Raw genomic sequence first — 20,512 nt, forward strand, 5'->3', positions numbered from 1 at the left:
TAAATGTGAAAATTAGCAAGCTACTAGAGGTCAAGAGTCAAAAGTCTAAATCTTGACTTTTGACTTTTGACTCTTGACTAACTTAAAACCTTTCACCAATACCAAAATTGATGCGGCTATCACCATCGTCATTGATACCATAGTCAATACGAATTGGCCCTAGTGGAGATTGCACGCGCACACCGAGACCATAGCCGTAGCCACTACCGTTTTTCTTCAGCAAATCAGCCGCTTGGGTACTACTTCCCAGGTCACTGCCAACATCTACAAATAGTGCGCCACTGACCACTGAAAAAACTGGGAACCGATACTCAACTGTTGCCTGCACATAAGTCCGCGCACTACTCAAAGCCCCTTCTTCATAACCTCGGACGGAGTTGCTACCACCGAGGGTAAAGGCTTCATAAGGAGGTAAATCACCAAGGATTGTTCCCCCTTGCAAGTTAAATGCTAGGGTTTGTGGCCCTTTGCTGAGGTTAATAAAACTGACGGGTACATATTGGCTATAGCTACCCCGCAATCTAGTGAGAAAAATGCTGCCTAATCCTACTGGCACTGATTGATCGACCCCGAAGCGGAGATAAGAACCACTGGTGGGTTGCAACGGGTTATTACGCCGATCGCGCTGTACCCCTAGTTGGACTAGTAGTAAATCGTCTTGACCTGAATCAGATAAAGTTAGTGGAGTTGTTTGGACATTTCCATCTTTGAGGATGAGATTTCCATCTTGATCGTATAATGCCCCTCTCTTTCTCAGGTTGCCATCGGCATCACGGGTGGAAACTCGTTGATACTGCAAACCTGCTGAAGCCGTCCATTCTGATCTTTCGTAAGGATTGCCGGAAAGGGGACGGGTAAAGGTGACACCGCCACCTAAACGCAGAACACGGGGGCGATCGCCTTCATCTGTTTGCCCGTTCTCAAAGGTTCTAATATCGCGATTGTCGCCATCAAAAATTAAGGAAATCGAACTGCGGCGAAAAATATTGGCTGTGTAAGAAGTCCGGTACGGGTCGCCTGCAATCCAGGGGTCTGTAAACCGCAAATCAAATAGCAGTTCCCGTTCTCCCACCTGCACTTCTGCCCCTAGTTTTTGGTTCCTGCCATTCAAGTTTTGCTGCTGATAGCTAACAGTACCAAATAGGCCACTGGCAGAACTAATCCCTGCCCCAGCGGCAATAGAACCACTGCTACGCTCAGCCACATTTAACACTACATCCACTTTGCTGGGGTCTGTACCAGGGTCAAGAGAGACATTTACATCTTCAAATAATCCCAGCCCATATACCCGCTGTAGGTCTTTTTGCACCGTGTTGCGGTTGAATACTTGTCCTGGTTTCAACTCCACTTCTCGTGTAATAATATACTCTTGAGTCCGCCCGCGAATTGGTTGTCCCTTTTCGTCTGTCTCCTGACCCTCTTTATTGCGGAATCGGACTCTAATATTCTCCACTACCCCTTCTGCTACTTGTAGTGTCACAACTCCGTTTTCAGCTACTTGCGGCGCTCCAATTACGTTTGCCAATACGTAACCTTGGTCTTGATAACGCTTGGTTAACAGCTTGATGCTCTCTTGCAAATCACGCAGGTTGAGGATTCTGCCATACTGATTACGAAAAATTTCATCGACAGTATTAGCTGGTAATACCGAAGCAACGCCAGTGCCAGGATTAGCTTGGACTTGTACCTTAGTCAAGACGGGGTTGGGCTGCACGATAAAGCTGACTCGCACTCCCAAAGGGGTATCTTCTGGCTGTGCTTGGACGTTAGAGAAAAAGCCAGTGCCAAAGATGGCGTTGATATCCTCTTGCAGTTGAGAACGGGTTGTCGTCCGCCCTGGTTGCGTACGTATGACTCGGTAAACTTGATTTTCCAGTTCCGGTGTGATTTGCCCTGTTTGAGGAACGATAACTACTTCTGACACCAGTACACGTGGTTCAGCCGCTTCTGGGGTAGCGTTGGGTTGAGTAGTTCCTGGAGTTGTTGGGAATGCAGGTGCTGCTGCGGGTGGGTTAACATTCTCCCTGCCTGGAGTTGTGCTAGGAGTTGGAGAAGGTATTTGTTGATTACTTGGAGGTGTAACTTCTGGGGCAGCGTTGGGTTGAGTAGTTCCTGGAGTTGTGGGAAATGCAGGGGCCGCTGCGGGTGGGTTAACATTCTCCCCTCCTGGAGTTGTGCTAGGAGTTGGAGAAGGTATTTGTTGATTAGTTGGAGGTGTAATTTCTGGGGCGGCGTTGGGTTGAGTAGTTCCTGGAGTTGTGGGAAATGCAGGGGCCGCTGCGGGTGGGGTTGTGCTAGGAGTGGGGGAAGGTGTTTGTTGATTACTTGGAGGTGTAGTTTCTGGAGTGGGAGAGGGCTGTAGTTGAGTAAGCTTTGACTTTATTTGGGGAGTTTGTACAGGAATTGGCGTCACCAATGGTAATACTGCTTTTGGTGACGCCATTGTTGCTGAGTTGACTTTTAATACTTTGCCAAATGGAGGCTGGAGATATTTTGACTGTAGAACTACTGTTGAGTTGGGGAAAGACTGCACATTTTCGGTAGATTCAACTTGACCCGTGTCTTTTTCTGGCTGCTGATTCGTTTCTAGTGTAAAAACCTCTGTTGTCTGTTTGAAATCGTCAGCGGTTTGTGCATTTGCACTCATTGAACCGCCCAAAGGGGCTGCAATTGCAACTGCTGCCACCAATACGGGGGATAAACGCATTTTATTTGGATTCCTCTTCACGACCACACACCATCACAAATTAGTCATTGGGAGCCACTACGTTGCGGAGAGAATTTAGAGCGGAGGGTTCCCCCCGTTGTTCGCACAGCGTCTCTTTTTGGGAGAAGTAAGTAGCGTTCATTAGCCATTAGTCAAGTATTTTTCATCCGGACTTTTGATTTTGCTATGTATTATTTGGATAAGTGACAAATGACTAACGACAATCCACACGAGTTTAATTTATTTTTGCCACTTAATTTTTAGTCTCTACTGCTTTTATTACTCTTTGTAAGACCTCCTGGTAGGCATTTTCTACATTCCCTAAATCTCGACGGAAGCGGTCTTTGTCGAGGACTCGGCGGTTAGAGTCACCTTCTGCTATATCCCACAAACGGCAGGTGTCGGGGCTAATTTCATCTGCCAAGAGCAACTGCTGTTGTGAGTCCAGACCAAACTCTAGTTTGAAATCCACTAGGGTAATACTGCACCGTTGCCAAAAACCCCTCAGAAACTCGTTAATTTGTAGTGCTAGATGTGTAATGGCATCTACTTGTTCCGGGGTTGCTAGTTCCATCAGGTACAAGCGATCGCTTGTTAGTAATGGATCTCCCAATTCATCGTTTTTGTAATAAAACTCTACCAAAGGTTTTTTCAGAACGGTACCCAGTGGCAATCCTGTTTGCTGACACAGACTCCCAGCGGCAATGTTTCTGACAACTACTTCTAAGGGCAAAATGTTTACTGCTCTTACCCGCATCTGATTTGGAGCAGGGTTAGCAATAAAGTGAGTTTTGATACCATGTGCTTCCAACTGCTCAAATAGCTTGCTGGAAATAATACAATTAATTTTTCCTTTTCCTTGAATGCTGCCACGCTTTTGGGCGTTAAATGCAGTCGCATCATCTTTGAAATCAGCCAACAAGACTTCTGGATCGTCTGTTGTATAGAGAATTTTGGCTTTGCCTTCGTATAGCTTGGAATTAACAGACATGGTAGCAGGTAAAGTTCTGAGCGATGAGCAGCTTTTGCGCTTTCAGGCTTAACCATTTTATCTTTTGTGATTAACCATTGGGCGGCAGTGACAAGTTAAGACCCATTAGTCCAACAATTTTGTTTGAATTGACCCCAGCATAAGGGTGTGTGGGTGGTGTATGAACCGAAAAATCTTGTATCGAAAATTTTCAGTCTAAAATTTTTAGTCACATAGTTACTTATAAAAACTTCATAATAATATCTAACCTTTAACAGAAGACAAATATCCCTAATGTATTTTACTATGGAAATTATTATGTATCTTTTTTTACCATAAAGCTTTATCAATATATAAGGGTAAAATAAGTTTCGAAAGATACGCTTAAGTAAATATGCTGAATTGAAGTGAGTGTAAGGCAAAGGCAATTACAATTACTACAATTTCGTAATTTAAAATGAATTTAGTGTAGTGAAATAGGAGGAAGTAAGCTATCCTCGGTGATCATTTTTACAGTAGATTTTTTGCAAAACTTGTACTGTGAGTATTTAAGCTTTATTTTCTAGTCTCAAAATCATAATCAACCAGTTCTGCCACAACCTTGCCAGGATAGTGGTTCAATGATTTAACTTCTCTTGCATATCACAATAGTGTCCGATGGAAGCGATCGCAGTTCGCAGACTGCCCAAAACAATTGCTTTACCAAGTAATGTAAAGAAATGTTTCTGTTTTTTAAAAGAGAGAATCAGACTAGGTTGTGATTCAGCTTTAGAAATTAAAACAAAAGTAGGAGTTTAATAAATGGAGAAAAAAATAGTGGACAAAGATGATTTTCTCTATCCTCGTGGTCGCTACTATGGTCAGGTAAAGCCTGAAAACTTAGTTTTTAATGCGAATCTACAGGAATTTGCCCAGCGAGTCAGCTACATCTGCAATTTAGAAACAGGTGGAAAATTGCCTCCAGGTGAAGCTTACGAACAAATCAAGAATCTGTGGAAACAGTTGAAACGCACTAAAAAACAACTGAAAATTGGCGAAGACCCGTTTCAAAGTAACGATACTAATAGTGAAGAGTAAGAAGTTAGGCAGGTAAAGAGGAAAATAACTCTTGATTGTTAACTACTTGGCGCTCATTGTCCAAACACCATCCCAAGATTCTGGAGGCGGCGTTTGTTGGTAATTATGAGCTCGTTGTAGATGGATATCGACAGCTTGGTCTGTCGGTCGGATGCGTTTAGCAGTTTCAAAGTAGGAAATTGCTTGTGAGAAGTCACGCGCTATGTAAGCAGAACGTCCAGCGTGGTAATGAGACAAAAATTCTTGAGTATTGGCATCTAAAGGAGTAGTACGATCGCCAATTAGCTCATAAATATTTACAGCCTGATGTTTCCCCTTGACTCGAATTTTATCTAACTGCCGCGTCCAAATGCGATCGCTGCACATTTGGTAAGTAAATTCGCTTAAAAGAATGTCGCATCCATATTCTTTAGTTACTGCTTCTAAGCGCGAACTCAAATTCACACTATCCCCAATTACGGTATAGTCCATCCGTTTGCGGGAACCGATATTTCCTGAAACTACTTCTCCAGAACTAATTCCAATGCCAATTTGAATTTGTGGCTGCGCCTGAATAATTTGCCGCTGGTTAAATTCCTCCAAGCGGTGACGCATATCTAATGCCGATTGCACCGCCCTCCAAGCATGATTTTCTGTAAGTGGTAGTGGCGCACCAAATACCGCCATTAAAGCATCGCCAATAAACTTATCCAAAGTGCCTTCATAGTTAAAAACAGCCTCCACCATCGTTTCAAAATACTGATTGAGCAAGGATACTACCTCAGCTGCACCAATATTTTCTGTCAGCGTTGTGTAGCCTCGGATATCAGAAAACAAGATGGTGACTTCCTTGCGTTCCCCGCCCATTAAAGCATCTTCACCCAATGCCAAAACTTGCTCTGCTACATGGGGTGTTAGGTATCGAGACATAGTAGTTTTCAGGCGTTTTTCCTGGCTAATATCTTCCAAAACGACCAAACCACCTCTGGCTCCCCCTTCTGGGTTAGTTAGAGGATTAACAGTTAGATTAATGCTGCGTTCTAATTTTTGCACTTGATTAGAACTGAGAAAGTCAGATTGGGGAGTTAAGGGTAAATTCCAGGGAATAAAAACATCTGGGTTATTGCGATCGCGCACTGCTAGAATTGGGTACTGAATAGCCGAGGGAACCTCTGTTGCTCGCTCAGCCTCTTTCAAGGAGATAGCAACTGCTGTTGGTTCTGTTGAGTTGTTGAAGCCAGGAGGATAATAACAACTGAAATTCCTAACGGCTGAATCCTGAGTTTCACTCGTTGCTTTAGACTCAGGAGGGAAAAATTGATACAGTCCTACTGTTAAAGTTTGTTCTGGTACATAATGTTTAGCCCCAGTTTTTAAACTATCTTCTAACCGCAGTTGTAGATTTTCAATTGGCACTACCTCCCAAACTAAACGGCCAATCAAATTGTGTTCCCAAAAAAGCTTGTTGTTTTTAGTATTAGCATCTCTGAGAGGACAACCCAGCAACTCTAATGCTGCGTCATTAATCGTGACAATCTGCCCTATCATATCTGTCGAAATTACAGCATCCGATAGACTTTGTAAAATGTCTTTTTGATACTGTTTTTCTAACAACACATTTTCAAATAGCCGGGCATTTTCCAAGGCAATTCCAGCTTGGATATTAAAAGCCCGCATAAACTCTTCGTCAGAGGCAGTAAAACTGCCTTGTTGCTTATTAATTAATTGCGTTACCCCAATTAATTCATTGGCAGAATTAAACACTGGTAAACACAAGATATTGCGGGTGACATATCCAGTCTTTCTATCTGTGGACGGGTCAAAGCGGGGGTCTTTGTAGGCATCGGCGATATTTAATGCTTCACCAGTTGAGGCTACGTAGCCAGCAATGCCACGGTTAGTAGGAATGCGGATTTCAATCAAGTTTGTACCATCTGCCGCTGCAACCTTTGTCCAGAGTTCATTCATTTCTTTCCGATACAAAAACAGCGTGCTACGGTCTGCTTGCATAAGAATCCGCGCTTGCTCCATGACAATTTGCAAAGTTGCTTCTAAATCTAGACTTTGCCCCAGTGTCTGAGTCGCCCGCAACAGAGCCGTTGCTCCCCGCTGATTACGAGCTGCTACATAGAAAGATTGACAAGTTTCGAGGATAATACCAATAGAAGCAGCAAAGTCTCGAAAACGCTCTTCATCATCGTGATCAAACGGATTATTTCCAGCTTTATTGGCCAGTTGTACTACTGCTACAATCTGATTTTTGCTACTCACAACAGGCATACATAAAATATTGCGAGTCTTATACCCCAGTTGTTTTTCCAATTCTGGGCTAAATAGGGGATGATTAGAGATTTCAGATATATTCAGATATTGGCCTGTACTCGCAACATGACCTGGGATACCAACGGTGATGGGAGTGCGAATTTCTAAAAATCTTTGGGTTTTGTCCTGGGGAACTTTTGACCACAGTTGACTTTTGTCGTTGTCAACTAAAAAAATGGCTGTGTGTTCTGCTTGAAGAATTTGACCAATTTTGAGTGTGATTGCTTCTAGTACCTTTTCCAACATAGTTTCTAGAGCTTCATTATTGATTAACTCAATAGCTCTGAGAAATTGCTGGAACTCAGCCGTAATGAAATCTAGTAAGCAAACAAATTCATTAACAGATAATTCTTTAACGCGACGCAGTAGGGTATGAGTACGATTAACTTGAGTAAGTTCAGTTAATGTAGCCAAGACGCTACCTGGATTGGGGAGTGTCATGGAAATTTTAGATTGGGGACTGGGAGCTGGGGGCTAGGGACTGGGGACTAGAGAGAGAATAATAACTCTTAAATCAGCACTCAGCACTCAGTACTCCCTTCCCTATTTGGTCAATTTTTCAGAAAATATCACCTTTTGATAATAATTTTGTAGCTGGCGCGTGGCTGCTGCCCATCCCCACTTTTCTGCTTCACTGCGAGCATTTTGACGGATGGTATCTCGTTGTTGTTTCTGTTGTAAGAGGCGGATGGTAGCAGAAATTGCTTCTTGAATATCTGCTTTAGGATCAAAAAGATATCCATTTACCCCGTCTGTGACAATATCAGGAATTCCTCCAGAACGAGCTGCTACGACTGGACACCCAGCTGCCATTGCTTCTAATAATACTAATCCTAAAGTTTCTGTACGGGAAGGAAAAATAAAGGCATCAGCGCTAGCAAAGGCAGAACCCAATTCTCGCCCCATGAGATATCCCACAAAATTGGTATTTGTACCAGCAAAGTGTTTTTGCAGCGCTTGGCGGTGTGGCCCATCGCCTACCAATGCTAATCGGGCTTCGGGAATTGCTTGTAAAATTGGTTTGATGCGCTCAATTTCTTTTTCAGCAGAAAGACGCCCAACGTAAAGCAGTAAGGGACTTTCAGGATGATTTTGTGATAAACGCGATCGCATCTCCAGACTAGCTAAATCAGGCTGAAATAATTCTGTATCTACTCCACGTTGCCACAAGTCTACCCGTTCGATGCCGTGTGTTGTTAGTTCTTCCACCATCGCTGTAGAGGTACATAGGTTCAATGCTGCTTGATTATGAGCGCCTTTGAGCAATTCCCAAAGCAGCCCTTCAAGCATCCCTAAACCGTAATGCTGGAGATATTGGGGTAAATGCGTATGGTAAGAAGCTACCAAGGGGATTTTGAGAATTTTGCTATAAAATATCCCAGATAAACCCAAAACTGCCGGATTTACAACATGAATGATATCTGGCTGAAACTCTTCTAAAGCGTAGCCAATGGCTGGGCGGGGTAATGACATCTTCAATTCTGGATACAATGGCAGAGGAAAGCCAGTGACGCCGTAAACTTTCGCTCCTTTGTGTTCAGTGATGCCGCCTTCCGGCGCAACTACCAGTACTTGGTCGCCATGACGTTGTAGATGGTCTACAGTGTGGCGCAGACGCGTTACAATGCCGTCAACCTTTGGTAAAAAGGTTTCGGTAAATAGGGCAATTCTCATAAAAAACTATTCAGTACAGGCGGATAATCCCAGTTTCTTGTGGATTTGGCTATTAATCAAAGATTAAACTGTCTACCGTGATGTAATCAATTCTGTAGGGTCAAAATAAACGGAAAAAGCGACAAACCTACTAATAGCTAGATTATATGCCTGTTAAAGAAGGCAGCTATGCTGGTGGAACTATTTGCACGAGAATGCAGACGCCTAATAAAAAACAATTAACTGGTCGTCATATTGGGCTAAAATACGGCGACCAGTTTTAAGTCAGCAACTCAGTTAAGTTAAATAGGGTTTTGTTATGAGCTGCACGCAGCCTATACCCTAATTTCTATGCCAAGAGACTTTGGGGAGAATTTGTTTATTATCAACTCGTTTCTGATACTTGATCGCAAAGTTTAACAGAGAATCAAGTAAAGAATCAGAGAGAAAGTGTGGCTGTAAGCCTAAATCAAGCAATTTGGTGTTTTTAGCGTTGAAGTAATGTTCTTCCTTTTCAACTCTGGGATTATCTAGGTGATTGATTTCTACGTTCAATCCCATCGCATTACCAGCTTTTTTTACCAGTGCCGCTAAGTCACCAACACTGAATTGTTCAGTAAATTGGTTAAATACGCGGAATTCTCCAGCTTCAGCAGGGTTAGCGATCGCTAATTCAACACATCGCACTGTATCACGAATATCTAAAAATCCGCGAGTTTGTCCACCTTTACCGTAGACAGTGAGAGGATGTGCGATCGCTGCTTGAATGCAGAAACGGTTCAGTGCTGTACCAAATACGCCATCGTAATCTAGGCGATTAATCAGCAGTTCGTCCATTCCCGTTTCTTCGGTTAAGACGCCGTAAACCACACCTTGATTTAAATCGGTTGCTCGTAATCCCCAAATCCGGCAAGCAAAGTGAATGTTATGACTATCATGCACCTTGCTCAAGTGATACATTGAACCAGGTTGCTTAGGATAAGGTAAGGTGTCTTTACGCCCATTGTGTTCAATGGTGATATACCCTTCTTCGATGTCGATGTTAGGTGTACCGTATTCACCCATTGTCCCCAACTTCACCAAGTGGCAGTCTGGGAAATCTTCTCGCATAGCATACAGCAAGTTCAACGTCCCAACAACGTTATTCACCTGCGTCAAAACCGCGTGTTCGCGGTCGATCATCGAAAATGGAGCCGAACGCTGTTCACCAAAATGCACTATGGCGTTTGGCTGGAATTTGTGCAAGGTTTTCTGGAGAAACTCGTAATTAGTAATATCCCCGATGAAAAGGTCTATAGCTTTGCCAGTCAAATCTTGCCAGCGCTGGAGGCGTTGTTGAATTGGTGCGATCGGAGTAAGAGTTTCGACACCCAGTTCATTATCCCAGTGCCGCCGCACCAAACTATCTAAAATTCCAACTTCATAACCTCGATTGGAAAGGTAAAGAGCAGTTGCCCAACCGCAATACCCATCGCCACCAATAACCAGGACTTTCATCTTAACCAGTTTTTACTCGCTGATAGCTAAATCTATCAGGTTTGTGTCCCTTATCAATCATCATTCTGGGGGAAATCTTGGAACAAGGGCAAGGGAGACACGGGGAGAAGCATAACTCCTAACTCCTGCCTGAACATTTAAGACTTTGGAATTCGATACTGCTGTGCAATGTAATAAAAGAAACGGTAATAATCCTTAAATTTTTTGCTCTCGCTTCGCCCCTGCCAGTAGTAGTTCACTTGACCTTGAGTTAATGTAAGTGTCATGGAACTTACCTGTTGATTAACTTCCACAACCAGCATCCCAGATACCCCTTGGGTAGTCTGAAAGTTAGAATTTATCTTTTTAATTGCCTCCTTGTCTGTCGTCGAATCCGGTAACTGATTACTCGCCCAACCCCGAATTTCCACAGAGTTGCTTTCCGGCGAAACCAATGCAATTCCATCACCGTTTTCTGGAGCTGCTAAAGCAGTCCAGTTACTGGGATATGGAAACTCAAAGCCATATCGGTAATTACTATATGTCTTCCATGTAAGAGTTCCAGCGTTAAAACCAGTTACACATCCACACAGCATCATCAACAGAGCAATAGTTCCGCTAACGCCAGAAGCAAAAGTATAAATTTTGCCTCCAAAACCACGAGTTTTAACGGCAGCAGTCGTCATTGTTACACCTTTTGCCAAAGTCAATGATTTTGTAGAAATCCCAGAAAGACAACATATGGGCGAGTAAGAGGTTAGCTATTGATTTTAAATGCAATCTAGTCAAAACCAATTCACCGTTTTATACATAGCTAAAGTCAGTGAATAGTTTGATACACAGTAGAACAGATATGATTTGTATGACAAGTGCTATAAGCCTATAAGGCAGCAGTTACAAGTTATTATTCACGCCTAATGTGAATTAAATAGGTTGAGACTGAAAAGTGAGAACATTGATGCCAAAACGGCGGCGAAGCAATAGACGTAGTGTGTGAGATGCAACTTTGGCAGCAATATGTACACAAAAGCCATCAACAGTTTTATTAAGTAGGCGTTCGGGATTACGGCCAGTATTTTGAATTTCGTGAAAAACACCTTCAACGCGTTGGCGAACACGACTAATAAAACGTTTCAAAGCATGAGAATGTTGAAGATGCTGGTTATCGCGCTTGTTTGTCCAGATACGATTACCAGTGCGGCGAGCGATGGCAGCTTGCCAGTCGGCAGAAATAAAGCCTTTATCTGCGTAAATATCGCTGTGCTGAACCATCTCTAAAACAGCATCAGCGGCAATTCTTTCATCAGTATTAGCAGGTACTATGTCATAAGCAACGGCAATTCCATTCCACGTTGATAGCATTACTAGCTTGTAGCCAAAATAACTCATTTCTCTAGCAGCACATCGACCAGGGGCAGCGTTTCCGGCAAAGTCACTATATCGCTTGTCTCGTTTGAGTCCTAATACTGGTAACGGTTTAGTATCGAGAAGGAAATATTTTTCACTTCCTTCAACCAATTGCTCTACCCAACTGCGGCGTAAGTTCTCTAACATCCCATCTAATTTGCGTAACCGCCGATTAAATTGACTCTGGTCGAGTAAATTTGGAAACCATTGCTTGTAATTTCCCCTGATGAAACCAAGAAATTGTGTTTCTCCGGGAAATGGTAGATAATCCATGACCAATGCTAGTGTCATGATTTCGCTATCACTCATTCTCGTCTTCGCACCCGGTTTTATCAAAGTTTCATTTTTTACTTGCTTTTGATACCAATCATCGACTACTACAAATATTGTTGTAATTAATGTTCCAAAGTCTATGCTAGTCATGGGGGAAGTCTGAGTTAAAAGTCTGGTAACTTTCATCTTCTTACTTCTCCCGCCTTTTTTTCTAATTCACATTAGGCGTTATTCTCTCCTAGTCTCCCTAGCCTCCCTAGTTTTGTAAATAAATGTAAAAAATTAGGCGTCATAGCGTTTTAACGTCTTGACAATTAATAGGGGAGCCGATAACGTGATATACATACCCGGGTAAGACCGTTAAAGAGTTATATGCAAGCTAAGCAAAAGGTTACATTGTATCTATCGCCAGAACTGCACAAGAGACTGAAGATTCGTTCAGCAGTCGATTCTGAACCAATGTCAGAACTTGCAGAGCGTGCCCTTGTTTTTTATCTGTCCAATTCGGAGTTGGTAGAAGAAATAGAAGATTCTTCATACGGGCGAACCCATAGGCTTTATTCCTGTCCAAATTGTGAGAGTTCACTAGTTTTGCGTGATGGGGAATTGGTTGCTTTGGGTAATCAACCAGGAGTCATCGGTCAAGAGCATCTTCCCATTGGCGAGATGGAGCAGGATGAAACCCATCCTAAGGGTGAGGAAGAATTGGTTCCTTGCTAGATAGGAATTATGAATAGATAATTCATAACTTCAGTTATCTTCACCAAAAGCAACGTCTGTACTGTCTCTATAAAGGTCTCAAGTAGGTCGATTGTATGAAAGAAGAGCTCAATATTTTAATTCAAGCTCAATACCCTCTAATCTACCTTGTGACCTCCGAGGAAGAGCGGGCTGAGCAGGCAATTTCCACAATCGCCCAAGTGTTAAAACCCCAACGCCGAGTATATGTTTGGACAGTAACTCACGGCATTGTGGAGTATGGTCAACCCCGGAATGTCACTCAACACAACACCGTTTCTCCAGAGGCGGCGATAGAGTGGATAATCCGGCAGAGAGAACCTAGTATATTTATTCTTAAAGATTTACATCCATTTATTGATGCGCCTGCAACAACGAGATCGTTGCGTGATGCGATCGCCAGCTTCAAGGGTATGCAAAAGAACATCATTTTGATGTCGCCAATGCAACAAGTGCCTATTGAGTTGGAAAAGGAAGTTGTTGTACTTGACTTTAAATTGCCAGATATGGCTGAGTTGAACAAAGTTTTGACTTACCATCTAGAACAAAATCGTGGGCGACGTCTGACAACAGAGGCGCGAGAAAAGCTTCTCAGGGCAGCTTTGGGCTTAACTAAAGATGAAGCTGAGAAAGTATACCGTAAGGCGCAGGTAACTACAGGGCGTTTGACGGAAGATGAAGTAGATATAGTATTATCTGAGAAAAAGCAACTTATTCGCCGCAATGGTATACTGGAATACATCGAAGAAGATGCAACCATTGATGCTGTAGGTGGTTTAGAGGAACTAAAGAAATGGCTCAAACAACGCTCTAATGCTTTTACAGAAAGAGCAAGAGAGTATGGTTTACCCCAGCCAAAGGGGATGCTGATTCTAGGAGTTCCTGGTTGTGGAAAGTCGCTGATTGCCAAAACTACTTCTCGGTTGTGGGGTTTACCACTGTTGCGGTTAGATATGGGGCGAGTCTACGACGGCTCAATGGTGGGACGAAGCGAGGCAAATCTGCGTAACGCTTTAAAAACAGCAGAATCTATTTCGCCAGCGATTTTGTTTATTGATGAGTTGGATAAATCTTTTGCTGGTAGTGCAGGTTCATCCGATTCTGATGGTGGAACTTCAAGTAGAATCTTCGGTTCTTTCCTCACATGGATGCAAGATAAGAAATCTCCAGTGTTTGTAATGGCAACTGCCAACCGAGTGGAACGTTTGCCTGGAGAATTTTTGAGGAAAGGTCGCTTTGATGAAATTTTCTTTGTTGATCTGCCGACTCCAGAAGAACGGCAAGATATTTACAAGATTCACTTAACTAAACGTCGTGAAGACATCACTCGATTCGACCTTGAGCAACTAGCCAAGATGTCTGACGGCTTTTCTGGGGCAGAAATAGAGCAAGCGATCGTTGCGGCAATGTATGAAGCTTTTGCCCAAGATCGGGAGTTCACCCAGTTAGATATTATTGCGGCATTAAAGGCAACACTGCCACTGTCTCGTACCATGCAAGAACAGGTAACGGCTCTAAGAGATTGGGCCAGACAGCGAGCAAGACCAGCCGCATCCTCCGTTGCTGAATATCAGCGAATGGAGTTTTAAAAGCTTTCCTCTGCTATCCCAGGGGGAAAGGCTAGCTGAAAAATGCTAGCAGTTATAAAAAAAGCCGCCTCCCATTAAGCGCGGCTTCGCCCAAAACAAACCGTTGTCGTTTTTCTCAATCTTCTCATTGGAGGAAACCCAAATGTCTCACTTTAGCACTCTGCGTACCAAGATCACCGATGCCGAAATCCTCAAAGCTTCCCTGCGCGACCTCGGTATCAGCGTAAAGACTGAAGCTGATGTCCGTGGTTATAATGGCCAGCGCGTCCGTTCCGACATCGTTGCTGTATTGGAAGGCGAATATGACCTCGGTTGGTCTCGCAACAGCGATGGTTCTTTTGACCTAATCGCTGACCTGTGGGGCGTTGCTAAGAAGCACAACCAAACCGAGTTGATCAACTCAATCAACCAAAAGTATGCCGTTAACAAGACCTTGGCTGAAGTAAAACAGCGCGGTCTACAAAACGCCAATGTGAAGTTGGTATTGCAATAACAATTTCTCTGCGCGTTCCCAAAGCTGCACGGGTTAACCAAGTCAATAGCGGTTAGCCCGCTTTTTTTTCGGGACTGAGATTTATTTCTCAGTCCCGATTTTTTTTATTAAGCCAGTCCAGTTTTGAATATCTGCTAGTAAGAGGCAACTTCTGCGACTACTTCACTATCATTCAGAATATATAGCTAAATCTTAGTGTAAACACTGGTATTGTATCTAGATTAATCTTTTTGGGTATTGTAAAACTAGCTTACTCCCTACCAAAGCTGACTTAAATCTAAAACAAACCCAGGTCGCAACGCTTCACCATTCAGTGTTTTGGGGTTATCTAATACCTCAACTGCAATATTAGAACGATAAATAAATACTTGGCGTTGTTTTCTGTCAATTAACCAACCAAGTTGTGTTCCATTATCAATATATTATTGCATTCTGTTATCAATATATTATTGCATTCTGTTATCAATATATTATTGCATTCTGTTATCAATATATTATTGCATTCTGTCTTGTAAAAATTGCAAGTGATCGCTTTAAGTATGTAATTATACAAATATTAATTTATACAATTAACTCTAGATTTAAAACAAATATTTTTTATAAAAAGTTTATCAATACTTTAAAAAGTTTTTACTATTTAGATATAAGCTAGGTTGTATTGAATTACCTTTATCACTACACGCGCACCCTGATTAATATGTAAATTATCTTTGCACATCATGATTACAGTAACAGACTCTAAAAACTGGCAACAACGAAGCCGTTATAGTAGTCGGGGAAGTATTTATTTATTTGCTCCGATGTTAAACTTCAACGTAATGGCTGAAGTCGGAGATACTCCGCCCTGATGTGCTTATAATTTTTAGAAAATTTCATAACATATTAAAAAAATACATTTTGATGAAAGTAAGAGAATGTTAGTACTTACGATTATCAATAGATGTAATTTACTGCGATTTGCTTTGCCCCTGTCCTTTAGGCGATCGCAACTTTTATATTGATGAGCGAACAACTGAAAATGTAGCTATTTCAATTATCAAAACAAAAGTTTTGAGCTTGTGCTAAGAATTTTATTACTGTGTATAACCAATTTAAATGGTATCTTCATAGCAGTAATAATTAGAATTTTCATCAGCACTTTTAGCTAGACTTCACTAAAAACTCCACATCAAGTACTCAGAGGTCAAACTGCTCAAGATTAATCTCAGTCAGACCCATATTTGGGATTATACAGCGGGTACAGCTATTGATAAGACAGTGTTCAATTTCGGCTGAAACGGTTCATAAACCTATTAGGACTGAATGAAGCTAGTGTCACATTGCTAAATAAACTGATTGCTCAACATCTTACAAAGCCTTGAAAAAATAGTTAGGCACTAAGTTATTAATTGCATTACCTCAAAAACAATCTCTTTCTTTTTTGCAGAGGTAATTTAGTAGTGCCGTACATCTACTAATCAAATTTTTTTAGCAGTTGATTTAGCTGAATTCACAGACTATCTCAACTAAACTCTTCAAACATCCTTTTCGAAGAATTATAGCTAATTCTCAGGAATTGCTTGGTCTAATATTGTTGATTAATTATTTACGCAACAATGTTAGACACATTCTGAACAGCGTCAGCATCTACATCAACCTTGCAGTCAAAATTGACTGAATTCAGTATGTCTAACTTTAATACTAATGAATCAAGTTAAAGAATCTTCAAATACTCGCCATGAAACCCTAAGTAACCAGCGACTCCACTTGGCTTACTTAGACGGCATACGTGGTTTAGCATCTCTTTATGTAGTGCTAGTTCACTGTTGGGATGTTAATGTGGCTGAGGCTTTACAACCTGCGCTTCTATGGCTACCTTTGGCAAAATTCCTCAGATATGGAATTTTTGCAGTTGTCGTTTTTATTGTTCTTTCCGGTTACTGTCTTATGTTACCGGTAGTTCGCTCCAACAAAGGGTATTTGTCAGGAGGTTTATTAGGTTTCTTTAAACGACGAATTCGTCGTATTTTGCCACCATACTATGCCGCTATGATATTTTGCGTATTGGTAGGTGGATTAATTTTATGGCTAGATCGAACTGCTATTTTCCAATGGAATGATGAAAGAGTAAATGCTTTAAATGGCTTATTCTCTCCCGTCTTTTATTTTCGCGATGTGCTTGCTTATTTTATACTCATTCAAAATTTCGGCTTACATCTGAATGAGATTAATGGCCCAACGTGGACTGTTGCTGTAGAGTGGCAAATTTACTTTATCTTTGCTGTTTTCTTAATCCCAATATGGCGGCGTTTCGGTATATTTATTACTGTAATAATCGCCTTCTCACTAGGACTTACATTGACCTATTTACTGGGTGAAGATGTCGCCTCTAATATTTGTCCGTGGTTTTTAGGTCTTTTTGCTTTGGGAATGGCGAGTGCAGAGATCAGTTTTTCTCAGAAAACATCTTTCAAGCAACTGAAAAATTCCCTATCTTGGGGTGTGCTAGCTGCTGTTTTTGCTGGTGTTGCTTTTTTGATTGAGTGGTTACGATTTTCGTTGCTTAAAGAATTACCAGAATGGATAGTCCATTATGGTATTGCCTTAGCAACAGCTTGCCTGTTAATTTACTGCACCAACTTTTCAATTAAGGCTAAGGCACTTCCGCCGATTCTACGGTTATTGGAATCACGATCGCTAGTTGCGCTAGGAATATTCTCTTACAGCCTTTATATTACACACGCTCCCATTGTATGGCTTGTGCATCAATTCCTCATCAGCCAAAAGTTATCGCCTTCAGTAGTAGCTGCTAAATGGTTACTAATTGCAGTGCCATTATCATTAGTGTTTGGTTACTTATTCCACAGAGTTTTTGAGCGACCCTTCATGTCTCAGTTCTCGTCTAATCTAAAATCCAAGAAGCGAGAAGGCATTAGTTTAGCAAAGTCTTATAAATCCCAAGATTTAGTATTTAGAGGTGAAAAACCAATACGCATAGAAAACGAGTGTAGTACTTCCCTCAGTAAACTACTTGAGTGGTTGCGAGATTACTTATCTGTAGATACAGTAACCCTGCTACTACCTGTTATAGACCAGCAGAATCTGACAGTGTATGCCACTATTGGGCTTGAAGAAGAGATTGTACAACAAATTCACATCCCCGTCGGACAAGGCTTTGCTGGTCACATTGCTGCGAGTATGCAACCAATGATAGTGGATAATCTATCGATGCTAGAGGTTGTAAGTCCCATCCTGCGCGACAAGGGTTTGCGATCGCTCCTTGGTATCCCATTGCCGATCAAACAAAGCATGACTGGCGTCTTGCATATCGGCAAGTTACAATTTCACCATTTTACTGAACGCGATGTGCAACAACTGGAACTCGCTGCTAATCTCATCAAATCAGTAATAGCAGATACAGGACATTTCAATTTCAAGTAAGCGATCGCCCTGGGAAATTTTTTCAGTAATGTGATGAATTTCAAATATTCCCTTTAACAAATAGCCTATGAATCACAACGGAACAGTAAATCGGCTTCAGCCTATAATGCTAGCTAAATGGGCTTCCCAGTTAAAGATATTTAATATATTGGAGGAATTATATTGGTTAATTTTTAATTTTTTATCTAAAGTACATCATGCTTTGTTAATTAGAAAAAGAATTAAATCTTTTAAATCTTGTGGAGAAGTTGGATCTATCAGCCCACTTAGTTGCATTGTTCATGAAGCTGGTCTGGAACTGGGAAACCGCGTCTGTATCGGCGAATTCACGCATATAGTTGCAAATGGCGGAGTCCGAATAGGTGATGGAACCCTAATTGCATCTCACTGTTCCATAACAACAATTACCCATCCAATCAATTGTGCAAATAGGTTTGATGCTCCTACTATTTTGAAACCTATAGAGATTGGGAAAAATGTTTGGATAGGTACTGGCGCAGTAATTCTTCCAGGTATCCGAATTGGTGATAATTCTGTAATTGGTGCTGGTGCGATCGTTACAAAGGACGTACCAGCAAATTGTGTATATATCCGTAATCCTGCAAGATATCTAAAAAACTTGACTGCTGAAAAATAGAAAGTTTCAGTAATTGTATTTGATAATTTATGGTAACAACTAGCTAGTTATCCAAAATCTACCACTACCAAGCAGGCATCAAACTAAATTAAACAAGCAATTCTAAACGTCAGTTCTAACAAAGGACGGTTTGCCACCAAGATAAAGGTAGGTATTTGGTTGCTACACTCGCGTTGAAAACTACTAAGCTGGTAGATAGCACGTTAAAACTCTACCGAAAATTCTGAATCTGACTAAGTAATGATTCAGGCTTTATCACTGGCGAATTACTTGTAACTACACTATGTTTGATGCTCTATCTGACCGTTTAGAAGCCGCCTGGAAGAAACTACGAGGACAGGACAAAATTTCTCAATCCAACATTCAAGATGCTTTGCGGGAAGTACGCCGCGCTTTGTTGGAAGCAGATGTCAATCTCCAGGTAGTTAAAGATTTTATTAGCGAAGTCGAAACCAAAGCACAGGGAGCCGAGGTAGTCTCCGGGGTGCGACCCGACCAACAGTTTATCAAAATTGTCTACGATGAACTGGTGCAGGTGATGGGGGAAGAGAATGTTCCCTTAGCAGAAGCCAAAGAGCAACCCACTATTGTGCTAATGGCAGGGTTGCAGGGTACGGGTAAAACCACAGCTACTGCTAAACTAGCCTTACATCTCCGTAAATTAGATCGCAGCTGTTTATTGGTGGCCACAGACGTGTATCGTCCAGCAGCTATCGATCAGTTGCTGACTCTAGGTAAGCAAATTGATGTGCCAGTCTTTGAACTGGGAAGCGATGCTGACCCAGTAGAAATTGCCCGCCAAGGTGTTGAACGCGGCAGAGCAGAAGGTGTCAATACGGTAATTATTGATACGGCGGGTCGCTTACAAATTGACGAAGACATGATGGCGGAATTAGCCCGCATCAAACAAACTGTCCAACCCCACGAAACTTTGTTAGTGGTGGACTCGATGACTGGACAAGAGGCAGCCAATCTTACCCGTACCTTCCATGACCAAATTGGCATTACTGGGGCGATTCTCACCAAGCTAGATGGTGATAGCCGTGGTGGTGCGGCGCTGTCGGTGCGGCAGATTTCAGGAGCGCCAATTAAATTTGTGGGCGTGGGTGAGAAAGTCGAGGCGTTGCAACCGTTTTATCCAGAGCGGATGGCGTCGCGGATTCTGGGAATGGGCGATGTTCTGAGCTTAGTCGAAAAAGCCCAAGAAGAATTTGACATAGCAGATGCTGAGAAAATGCAGGAGAAAATCCTGTCAGCGAAGTTTGATTTTACTGACTTTCTCAAGCAGCTACGTATGCTGAAGAACATGGGATCTCTAGGAGGCATCATCAAGATGATTCCAGGGATGAACAAGCTTTCAGATGATCAGCTCAAGCAGGGAGAAACCCAGCTGAAGCGCTGTGAGGCGATGATTAATTCCATGACTCGCCAGGAACGCCACGACCCCGATTTATTAGCAAGTTCTCCTAGTCGGCGGCGACGGATTGCGTCTGGCTCTGGCTATAGAGAAACAGATGTAAGTAAACTCGTGGCTGATTTCCAAAAAATGCGATCGCTCATGCAGCAAATGGGTCAAGGTAACTTCCCAGGAATGCCAGGAATGTTTGGCGGTGGCATGGGCAACGCTTTTGCCGGAGGAGGCAATCGTCCCCCTGCCCCTGGCTGGCGGGGATACAATACCGACGCAGGCGCAAAAAAGAAAAAGAAGGAGAAAAAGAAAAAAGGCTTCGGGAATCTTTAGAGTGGTGAGTTAAAAGTTATTATTGTTTTT

Annotated in this window: 15 protein-coding genes and 1 pseudogene; 8 read left to right on the plus strand and 8 right to left on the minus strand. The window is 42.2% G+C overall.

What is annotated here, in order from left to right; all coding sequences use genetic code 11:
• Nucleotides 1-82 precede the first annotated feature (82 nt).
• Both WKK05_RS27980 and purC read right to left on the minus strand, forming a co-directional pair.
• On the minus strand, nt 83-2,707 hold the full coding sequence (locus tag WKK05_RS27980) for a BamA/TamA family outer membrane protein (RefSeq protein WP_341526293.1): 2,625 nt from the start codon (nt 2,705-2,707) through the stop codon (nt 83-85).
• 253 nt (nt 2,708-2,960) lie between these two features.
• Entirely contained in the window at nt 2,961-3,698 is a 738-nt protein-coding gene (gene purC / locus WKK05_RS27985) for a phosphoribosylaminoimidazolesuccinocarboxamide synthase (protein ID WP_341526294.1), read from the minus strand.
• Between the two features lie 780 nt (nt 3,699-4,478).
• Here purC and WKK05_RS27990 point away from each other — a divergent pair.
• On the plus strand, nt 4,479-4,754 hold the full coding sequence (locus tag WKK05_RS27990; RefSeq protein ID WP_341526295.1) for a hypothetical protein: 276 nt from the start codon (nt 4,479-4,481) through the stop codon (nt 4,752-4,754).
• A 42-nt stretch (nt 4,755-4,796) separates the two neighbouring features.
• On the opposite strand, the gene WKK05_RS27995 is transcribed toward WKK05_RS27990, so the two are convergent.
• The 5 genes from WKK05_RS27995 to WKK05_RS28015 form a co-directional block, all read right to left on the minus strand.
• On the minus strand, nt 4,797-7,496 hold the full coding sequence (locus tag WKK05_RS27995) for a GAF domain-containing protein (protein WP_341526297.1): 2,700 nt from the start codon (nt 7,494-7,496) through the stop codon (nt 4,797-4,799).
• Nucleotides 7,497-7,598: 102 nt separating this feature from the next.
• Nucleotides 7,599-8,729, minus strand: coding sequence for a glycosyltransferase family 1 protein (locus WKK05_RS28000; protein WP_341526298.1), 1,131 nt, complete (start codon nt 8,727-8,729; stop codon nt 7,599-7,601).
• A 321-nt stretch (nt 8,730-9,050) separates the two neighbouring features.
• Nucleotides 9,051-10,205: an NAD-dependent epimerase/dehydratase family protein gene (locus tag WKK05_RS28005; protein WP_341526299.1), complete on the minus strand. Its 1,155-nt coding sequence runs from the start codon at nt 10,203-10,205 to the stop codon at nt 9,051-9,053.
• Between the two features lie 137 nt (nt 10,206-10,342).
• Complete coding sequence (locus WKK05_RS28010; protein ID WP_341526300.1) at nt 10,343-10,870, minus strand: hypothetical protein; 528 nt, start codon at nt 10,868-10,870, stop codon at nt 10,343-10,345.
• 238 nt (nt 10,871-11,108) lie between these two features.
• Complete coding sequence (locus WKK05_RS28015) at nt 11,109-12,050, minus strand: IS982 family transposase (RefSeq protein WP_341525064.1); 942 nt, start codon at nt 12,048-12,050, stop codon at nt 11,109-11,111.
• A 186-nt stretch (nt 12,051-12,236) separates the two neighbouring features.
• Here WKK05_RS28015 and WKK05_RS28020 point away from each other — a divergent pair, with 186 nt between their 5' ends.
• The 3 genes from WKK05_RS28020 to WKK05_RS28030 all read left to right on the plus strand — a co-directional run bounded on the left by WKK05_RS28020 (nt 12,237) and on the right by WKK05_RS28030 (nt 14,684).
• Complete coding sequence (locus tag WKK05_RS28020; protein ID WP_341526301.1) at nt 12,237-12,584, plus strand: hypothetical protein; 348 nt, start codon at nt 12,237-12,239, stop codon at nt 12,582-12,584.
• A gap of 95 nt (nt 12,585-12,679) precedes the next feature.
• Nucleotides 12,680-14,191 (plus strand): AAA family ATPase, encoded by a 1,512-nt coding sequence (locus WKK05_RS28025; protein WP_341526302.1) that lies wholly within the window; start codon nt 12,680-12,682, stop codon nt 14,189-14,191.
• A 142-nt stretch (nt 14,192-14,333) separates the two neighbouring features.
• A complete protein-coding gene (locus WKK05_RS28030) occupies nt 14,334-14,684 on the plus strand; it encodes a DUF1257 domain-containing protein (protein ID WP_015136553.1) in 351 nt (116 codons plus the stop codon).
• 257 nt (nt 14,685-14,941) lie between these two features.
• Here the strand turns inward: WKK05_RS28030 and WKK05_RS28035 are convergent.
• Nucleotides 14,942-15,118: pseudogene (locus WKK05_RS28035) on the minus strand (Uma2 family endonuclease); the annotation flags it as partial.
• Nucleotides 15,119-15,403: 285 nt separating this feature from the next.
• Here WKK05_RS28035 and WKK05_RS28040 point away from each other — a divergent pair.
• The 4 genes from WKK05_RS28040 (at nt 15,404) to ffh (ending at nt 20,482) form a co-directional block, all read left to right on the plus strand.
• A complete protein-coding gene (locus tag WKK05_RS28040) occupies nt 15,404-15,532 on the plus strand; it encodes a hypothetical protein (RefSeq protein WP_341526303.1) in 129 nt (42 codons plus the stop codon).
• An 835-nt stretch (nt 15,533-16,367) separates the two neighbouring features.
• Nucleotides 16,368-18,104 (plus strand): acyltransferase family protein, encoded by a 1,737-nt coding sequence (locus WKK05_RS28045; RefSeq protein ID WP_341526304.1) that lies wholly within the window; start codon nt 16,368-16,370, stop codon nt 18,102-18,104.
• Nucleotides 18,105-18,171: 67 nt separating this feature from the next.
• The gene (locus WKK05_RS28050) at nt 18,172-18,741 is read left to right on the plus strand and encodes an acyltransferase (RefSeq protein ID WP_341526305.1); all 570 of its coding nucleotides are present in this window, start codon (nt 18,172-18,174) and stop codon (nt 18,739-18,741) included.
• 283 nt (nt 18,742-19,024) lie between these two features.
• Nucleotides 19,025-20,482, plus strand: coding sequence for a signal recognition particle protein (ffh, locus tag WKK05_RS28055; protein ID WP_341526306.1), 1,458 nt, complete (start codon nt 19,025-19,027; stop codon nt 20,480-20,482).
• Nucleotides 20,483-20,512 lie beyond the last annotated feature (30 nt).

Origin of the sequence: Nostoc sp. UHCC 0302, assembly GCF_038096175.1 — a bacterium.
Taxonomy (GTDB): domain Bacteria; phylum Cyanobacteriota; class Cyanobacteriia; order Cyanobacteriales; family Nostocaceae; genus UHCC-0302.